This is a genomic window from Leptotrichia sp. (genome assembly GCF_057270615.1).
Window position 1 is genome coordinate 1 of the sequence record NZ_DBHIXN010000069.1, and the last position, 8,129, is coordinate 8,129.

The 8,129-nt window shown below is 28.7% G+C and carries 8 protein-coding genes; 3 read left to right on the top strand and 5 right to left on the bottom strand.

Features of this window, described 5'->3' with window-relative positions; all coding sequences use genetic code 11:
• The 3 genes from ACO409_RS09490 to ACO409_RS09500 form a co-directional block, all read left to right on the top strand.
• Positions 1–182: zinc ribbon domain-containing protein (locus ACO409_RS09490; protein ID WP_485556703.1), on the top strand; the 182-nt coding region annotated here is incomplete at its 5' end.
• A 237-nt stretch (positions 183–419) separates the two neighbouring features.
• Positions 420–1,760, top strand: coding sequence for a TrkH family potassium uptake protein (locus ACO409_RS09495; protein ID WP_485556706.1), 1,341 nt, complete (start codon positions 420–422; stop codon positions 1,758–1,760).
• A gap of 91 nt (positions 1,761–1,851) precedes the next feature.
• Positions 1,852–2,523 (top strand): potassium channel family protein, encoded by a 672-nt coding sequence (locus ACO409_RS09500; protein ID WP_485556708.1) that lies wholly within the window; start codon positions 1,852–1,854, stop codon positions 2,521–2,523.
• A gap of 147 nt (positions 2,524–2,670) precedes the next feature.
• On the opposite strand, the gene ACO409_RS09505 is transcribed toward ACO409_RS09500, so the two are convergent.
• From ACO409_RS09505 to ACO409_RS09525, 5 genes are all read right to left on the bottom strand, one after another.
• Positions 2,671–3,264: a tetratricopeptide repeat protein gene (locus ACO409_RS09505; RefSeq protein WP_485556710.1), complete on the bottom strand. Its 594-nt coding sequence runs from the start codon at positions 3,262–3,264 to the stop codon at positions 2,671–2,673.
• Positions 3,265–3,306: 42 nt separating this feature from the next.
• On the bottom strand, positions 3,307–5,697 hold the full coding sequence (gene topA / locus ACO409_RS09510) for a type I DNA topoisomerase (RefSeq protein ID WP_485556712.1): 2,391 nt from the start codon (positions 5,695–5,697) through the stop codon (positions 3,307–3,309).
• A 301-nt stretch (positions 5,698–5,998) separates the two neighbouring features.
• A complete protein-coding gene (dprA, locus tag ACO409_RS09515) occupies positions 5,999–7,090 on the bottom strand; it encodes a DNA-processing protein DprA (RefSeq protein ID WP_485556714.1) in 1,092 nt (363 codons plus the stop codon).
• A 17-nt stretch (positions 7,091–7,107) separates the two neighbouring features.
• Complete coding sequence (locus tag ACO409_RS09520; RefSeq protein WP_485556716.1) at positions 7,108–7,800, bottom strand: tetratricopeptide repeat protein; 693 nt, start codon at positions 7,798–7,800, stop codon at positions 7,108–7,110.
• A gap of 17 nt (positions 7,801–7,817) precedes the next feature.
• The coding region (locus ACO409_RS09525; RefSeq protein ID WP_485556718.1) for an amino acid--tRNA ligase-related protein at positions 7,818–8,129 on the bottom strand (312 nt) is incomplete at its 5' end.

Here is an 8,129-nt window from a genome sequence, read left to right on the forward strand (position 1 = left end):
TTTTAAAAATAGATAAGTGGTTTCCGTCATCGAAAACTTGCAGTAAATGTGGAAATGTTAAAGAGGAACTGAAATTGTCAGAAAGAAGCTATAGATGTGAGTGCTGTGGAATTGAGATTGATAGAGATTACAATGCGGCATTGAATATAAAAGACATTGGAAAATTGATGTTGGAGTATTAGGAAAATAAAAAAAGACAGGGCAGGGACTGTCCGAAGAGCTTGGTAAATATATTTGGCTAACAAAAGAAGATACTTCCCAAGAAGCTCCCACTTCTAAAAGAGAGAGTAGTTCACTTACCATATCTCTAAAATTTTTATTTTGATATTAAAATTTTATAATTGACAAAAAAAATTGAATATGATAAATTTGTCTTATAGAATTAAATATTTTAAAAACAATGAATGGAGGAAAATAAAATGTTTTTAAAAAATAAGTTTTTTTCACCATACATGACAATATTATTATCATTTGTAATGGTAACGATTTTAGGTGGAATTTTATTATCTTTACCAATTTCATTAAATTATGGAAAAAGTGTAAAGATGATTGATGGATTTTTTATAGCGACTTCAGCTATTTGCGTAACTGGGCTTTCCAGTATTGATATAGGCAGTATTTACAATGGTTTTGGCCAGATAGTCATATTGATTTTAATACAGCTTGGCGGACTTGGAGTTATAACGTTTACATCAGTTATTATTATAATGGTTTCAAAAAAAATTGGATATTATACAAAAAAAATAGTTCAAGAAGATATAAATATTGACACAACTTTTAAAATCGAAGAATATGTAAAAAAAGTTATTTTTTCTGTGATTTTGATTGAAATTATTGGAGCTGTTATCTTATTTTTTGAATTTATAAAAAAATTTAGTTTTTTTAAAGCGGTTTATTATTCTTTGTTTCATTCTGTTTCAGCCTTTTGTAATGCTGGATTTTCATTATTTTCAGATAATTTATCTGGATTTAAAAACAGTTTTTTGATAAATATGACAATCCCGCTTTTAATATTTCTAGGCGGAATTGGATTTTCAACAATACTGAATTGCTACAATGTATTAAGAAAAAAAGAAAAAAAACTAACTTTAACAACTAAATTAAGCATTGGAATATCTGTTTTTTTAGTAATAATAGGAATGATCGCAATATTCATTTTTGAATATTCTAATAAAAATACAATTGGAAATTTACCTTTTACACAAAAATTAGAAGCGTCATTTTTTCAAAGTGTAACTACAAGAACTGCAGGATTTAATACAGTTTCAATTTCTGGACTAAAAAGATCAACTTCACTTTTATTTATTATTCTAATGTTTATCGGAGCTTCTCCTGGTTCAACTGGTGGAGGAATAAAAACTACAACAATTGGACTTATAATTTTGGGAATCTTTGCTACATTAAAAAATAAGGATATTATTGAATATGATAAGAGATGTCTAAGCTGGAGAATTTACAGAAAAGCGATTGCAATATTATTTATTTCGCTTATTTATACATCAGTCTGTGTATTTTTGCTGATTTTGATTGAAAAAGATAAAAAGCTTTTAGATTTGGCATTTGAAGTATATTCAGCATTTGGAACAGTTGGACTTTCCAGAGATTTAACGCCAAGTCTTATGAGTATTTCAAAATTTATACTTATTGTTACAATGTTTGTTGGAAGAGTCGGTCCACTTACAATTGCTTTGGCACTTTCAAAATCAAAAATAAAAAAAGGACATTATACTTATCCACAAGAAAATATTTTAATAGGATAATTTGGAAATTAATAAAGTAAAAATTATAAAAATAAAGAAAAATAAAGATTTAAAGATTATTGTGTTTATTGAAATTTTTTAGGAGGACAAAATGGCAGGATATTTAGTTATAGGAGCAGGTAAATTTGGAAGAAGTGTTGCAAAAACGCTTTATAGCCATAATGAAACAGTGCTTGTAATTGATAAAAATGAAGAACTTGTGCAACAAGTAATAGATGACGGAATTGTTGGAGAAGCTGTCTCTTTTGACGTAACGGAAGAAAATTCGCTAAGAAAAGTGGTAAATAGCGATGACTTTGAAGTAGCTTTTATTTGCATTGAAGGAAGTTTGCAAACGAGTGCATTAGTTACGGTTATGTTAAAAGAATTAGGTATAAAAACGATTATCTGTAAAGCAATCACAAGTATCGAAGGAAAAGTTCTAGAAAAAATTGGAGCTACAAAAGTTGTATTTCCTGATGAAAGCGTTGGAAGAGACTTAGCTTTTGAAATCTTAAAGCCAGATGTGACAGAACATTTGAAGTTTTCTGAAAAATATAGAATTTTTGAATTTAAGGCTCCAAAAAAGATTATTGAAAAAAACCTTGTAGAACTAAATTTAAGAAAAAAATACGAGATGAATGTAATTGGAATAAAAAGAGAAGGGGAAGAATTTAGAATATCGCTTTTGCCAGATGAAAAAATCTTGGAAAACGATTTGTTACTTGTAGTCGTAAATGTTGAAAAAATGATACAATTTAATAAAGAATATTTAGAAAATTAATAATATTTTCTTTAAGCAGAAGATTTTTTAATTTTTCATAAATTTTTTAAAAGGGGGTAAAAGACCCCCTTGTTTATTAAATAAAATTTATTTTAAAACCAAATTATAATTTTTAATATTCCAAATGAACTCAAGCAATATTAAAAATTATTTATCTAAATTTTCTTTCAATACCTTTAAATTATTCTTGGCATGCTCATCTCCTAGTGCTGCCGCTTTTAAAAACCATTTTTTAGATTCTTTAAAATTTCCTTCATTTCCAAAAATCATTCCCAACCGATTCATTGCATCAATATCATTTTTCCAAGCTAAATGTAAATATATATCTTTTGCCTTTTCAGTTTGATTTGTACTGTTATAAAACATAAGTAAATTTTTTTGTGCACCTTCACAATTTTTTTCAACTGACTTCAAATAATACTTTTCTGCTTCTTCAATTTTTCCATATTGCTCATACAAAATTGCCAAATTATTTAAAGCATCATAGTCATTATTTTCAATTGCAATCAAATAATACTTTTCTGCATTTTCAAAGTCATGGCGATTAGCATATAAATATCCTAAATTATTGGCATACGAATAATCTTTAGCTTCAATAGCTTTCAAAAACCATTTTTCTGCATTTTCATCTTCATAATTATTTTGAAAAATAAGAGCTATTTCGTTCATAGCTTTCGTATCTCCTGACTGGATTCTTTTCATATACTTATCAAACAACTTATCCATTCCAGTTTTTTTCATATTTTTTACCTCCTTACCTTCATTCTTTAGTCATCTGAAAAATTACTCTGATTTCTTTTTCTTTGTTTTTTTAGTTGATGTTTTCTTAGTTTTTGCAGTAGATGATTTTGTTTTGGATGTAGACTTTTTAGCTGTTTTTTTAGAAGTTGACTTTTTAGTTTTGGCTTTTTCTTCTTTTTCAGTCACTCTTGTCACTTTCCCAGTTTTTATATTTTTTATTGTCTTACATTCTGGATAACCTGTGCAGGCAAGAAATTTTCCAAATCTTCCGACTTTTACTTCATACGGTCTTCCACAAAATTCACAAGTTCCTGCTTCTTCTACTATTTTTTGATTAATTTCCTGAATATGTTTCATTTCATCATTTATTTGCAGTACTCCATCTATCTCTATTACGGCACCTTTTCTATATTTTTGTTTTAGTTCTAATGGCAAAGACATTCGTTTTTCGTCTGTTTCATAATTTTCACTTTCAAGATATTCTCCAAACCTTCCGACTTTTAATACATATTTTATCCCATTTTCATCAGAATAGTCAGTTGGAATTCCCTTTTTGTTATTTTGAATTTTTTCAACCGCTTCCTTTACAAAAATTTCTCCCTTTTTAATCTCCTCAGGCGATACAGGAATTCCCTTTAATGAAATTTTTTCCTTTTCATTTGTTTCACTTATTAAATATTTTCCATATAATCCAGTTTTTAAAATCATCGGATTTCCTTCAGAATCCATTACATCTGCCACAACTCTACGGTTTTTTATTTCATCAATTTCTTTTTCAAACTTTATAATATCTTTTTCCAGCGAACTATAAAAATCTCTTAAAAGCTGAACCCATTGTACAGTTCCTTCTTCAACTTTATCCAAATCCTTTTCCATATTCGCAGTAAATTTTACATTCATAATGTCTTTAAAATTTTTCACAAGCTCATCTTTTACTTCATATCCCAAATACGTTGGAAAAAAACGTTTTTCAATAATTTCCACATATTCCCTTGTTTTCAAAGTTTCAACAATTGAAGCATAGGTTGATGGACGTCCGATTCCTTCAGATTCTAATTTTTTTACAAGAGTAGCTTCTGAAAATCTTGTTGGCGGTTTTGTAACTCCTTCTTCAATATTCAATTTTTCAATTGGATGAATGCTTCCTTCTTTTAATTCTGGAAAATCTCCAGTTTTAATTTCATCTTCATCTTTAAAAATCTTATAATATCCATCAAAAATAACTTTGTTAATTGTTCCTCTAAAATGATATTCTTTATTTACAGCATTAATTTGCATTTGTTCATACTGCATTGCTGCAAACTGAGAAACTAAAAATCTATCCCAAATTAATTTATATAATTTATATTGTTCATTTGTCAAATACCCTTTTATTTCATCAGGAACTAAGTTTATGTCAGATGGACGAATTCCTTCATGGGCATCTTGAACATTTGATTTTGAATTTTTTACAACATATTTTCCTACATATTTTTCCCCATAATTTTGGGTAATATAACTTTTTGCCATATTTATTGCATCAACAGAAATTCTTGTTGAATCTGTTCTCATATAAGTTATAAGACCTTTATTTTCTCCATTAATTTCAAGACCTTCATAAAGTTGCTGTGCAATTCTCATAGTCCTGCTTGCACCATATCCAAGATACGATGAAGCAAGCTGTTGTAATGTACTTGTCTTAAACACAAGTGGCGGTCTTTGTGACTTTTTCTTAACTTCTATTTTTTCAAGTGTCAATGATTCATTTTTCAAATCTTTTTTTAATTTTTTTATAACTTTTTCATCAAATATTTTATCTACTTTTTTTCCTGAAATTTTTACTAGGTTAAGATTAATATCTTTTTCAATTAATGTGCTAACTTCCCAATATTTTTGCGGAACAAACGCATTTATTTCATCTTCTAGATCACAAATCAATTTTAATGCAACAGACTGAACTCGTCCAGCACTTGCATTACGATTAATTATTTTCCATAAAAGTGGACTTATTTTATAACCAACTATTCTATCTAGCAATCTTCTAGCTTGCTGTGCATTTACAAGATTATCATTAATATCCCTTGGACTTTTAATTGCATTATTTACAGCTGTCTTCGTTATTTCGTTAAATTCAATTCTCCTAGTTTTATCAGGCTGCTTAATATAATTAAAAATATGCCAAGCAATAGCTTCTCCTTCTCTATCCTGATCCGAAGCTAGATAAACATTGCTTGCTTTTTTTGCCTTTTCCTTTAATTTTTTTAAAATTTCACCTTTTCCCTTTATTACTTTATACTGAGGTTCAAAATTATTTTCCACATCTATCCCAATTTTAGTTTTTGGCAAATCAATTACATGCCCATAAGATGCGATAACTTCATAATTTCTACCAAGTATTTTTTCAATTGTTTTTGCCTTTGATGGTGACTCAACAATAACTAACTTTCTAGCCAACTCTACTTTCTCCTTGTTTCTTAACTATATTTATATATAATTTTTACTATTAGACCTGTTCGACAACTTAATTTTTTTATTTTACAAGGGATCAAGGCCCCTTGATCCAATTTAAATTCTAAATATATATATTTCCGAGCAAGTCTATTTTTATTATCTTTATATTATTTTAAAATTATTTTTCAATTTTATTTATAGTAAACCTGATTTAAAACTAAACTTAAAAATTATGACTATTTTACTCAAATCTTAAATTTTATAATTTTTAATAGTTCAATTTTAAATGGGTTTGAGTATAAAACTAAACTATTCTTATATATTTTGCCCCATTTGTTTCTGTAATCAGTCCTCTAATTTTTAAACTCATAATTATTGAAAACAATTTGTTTTTTTCAATTTTTTTCTTTACATTTTGTAATATTTGCTCAAAACTTACTTCTTCTGTTATTACTTCAAAAACAATTTTTTCTTCCTCTGTCAATTTTTGTAATTTACTTTTTTCTTTTTTTATATCCCACAAAAATTCGAGTGCAATATCATTTCCACAAGTTATCAATTTTGCTTTATTATTTTTGATTAAATCATTACAGCCTTCAAAAGATGGATAATTTATAAATCCTGGAATCGCAAAAATTTCACGATTCATATTAAATCCCTGTTCTGCTGTAATTAGTGCACCGCCTTTTTTAAAACTTTCGGCTACCAGTATTCCGTCTGACATTCCTGCAATAATTCGATTTCTTCTCGGAAAAGTCCATTTAGCAGGCTGTGTTCCCAACGGATATTCACTTATAACAGTCCCAACTTCTGCTATTCTTTCCCATAAGTTCCGATTTTCATAAGGATATACAACATCTAGCCCTGTCCCTACTACCGATATTACTTCGATTCCCTTATCAAGTGCAGTTTTCAAAGCAACTGTATCAATTCCTTCTGCAAGTCCGCTAATTAGGGTTACATCATAATTTACAAGTTCATTTACGATTTTTTCACAAGCAGTTTTTCCAAATTTGGTAGCTCTTCTTGTACCAACAACTGCAATATTTCTCTTATTTTCTACTGAAATTTTGTCTTTGTCAATTTTTATCTTGTCATAATCTTTCAGTTTTTTTCCTTTCAGATATAAGAATACAGGATAATCCTTTATTTCCTTTAACTTTTTGGGATATTCCTTATCATTTACACTAATTATTCTTGTTCTGTTTCGTTTATAAAGTTCCATTCTTTCTTCCATATCAATTTTCATTGACTCTTCCAGCTGATGTTTCAGCTCATCATTAAATAATTTAAAATTTTCCTCATAAAATAATTCTTCAAAATCTTGAAAAATTAACATCAATTTTTTTATATGAGTATTTTTCATCCCATATTCTTTAAGTCTAAGCCATTCCACAATAATCCCCCCATTTTTTATTTTGAACCAGCTAATATTTCATTTAATACTGAAATTTCTTTTTTTACCTCACCATCAGAATGTGTAGAACTATAGTCCTGCAGATATTCCAATGCTTTTGAAAAATCCCCTTTTGATTTGTAAGCAATTCCTATTCCTAATTTTGCTTCATCCTGATTTTCATCTTTCGATAAAATTCTAGAATAATAGTCAATTGATCTATCATTATTTCCCATAAGCCGAGAGCCGATTGCAATTACATACATTACAGGAATATCAGGTGTTTCATCTTTTAATGCCAAATTTACTGCTTTTTCGTAAAGTCCATCCCGAAAGTAAAGTTGAGCCATTCTAAATGTAGCTGATGAACTTTTCTTGGCAAGTGTTGCATTTTCATAATTTGCATAGGCATTATACTTTGCTTCTGTAGATACATCTTCTGTTTGTGTTGCGGGCATAGTTCCTGTATCTCTTTCCTTTGGCTTTATTGTCTCACTTTTAGGCGGATTAAAAGCCTTTTTTGTAATTTCATCAGCTTTAACTGTTGGCGGTATAATGTTTTCTTCTTCAGTATTTACAGTCGTTGCATCCCCACCTTCAGTTTCAGTTTCAGTTTCAGTATTTTCTACAACATAGTAATTTGCTTTTACAACTGTTGCAAAAGTGAGAAGTATTGCTACCATCATCACTATTCTTTTTATCTTCCCCATTTTGTTCCTCCCGATAATTAGAACTCTAAGTTTTTAGTTGTTCTTGGGAAAGGAATTACATCTCTAATATTTGTCATACCTGTAATATACATAAGCATTCTGTCAAATCCAAGTCCAAATCCTGAATGTGGTACACTTCCATATTTTCTAAGGTCTAAGTACCACCAGTAATCTTCCTCTTTTAATCCCATTTCGTGGATTTTTCCTAAAAGAGTGTCATAATCGTCTTCTCTTTGGCTTCCACCTACAATTTCACCAATTCCAGGTGCTAATAAATCAACTGCTCTTACAGTTTTTCCATCTTCATTTAATTTCATATAAAATGCTTT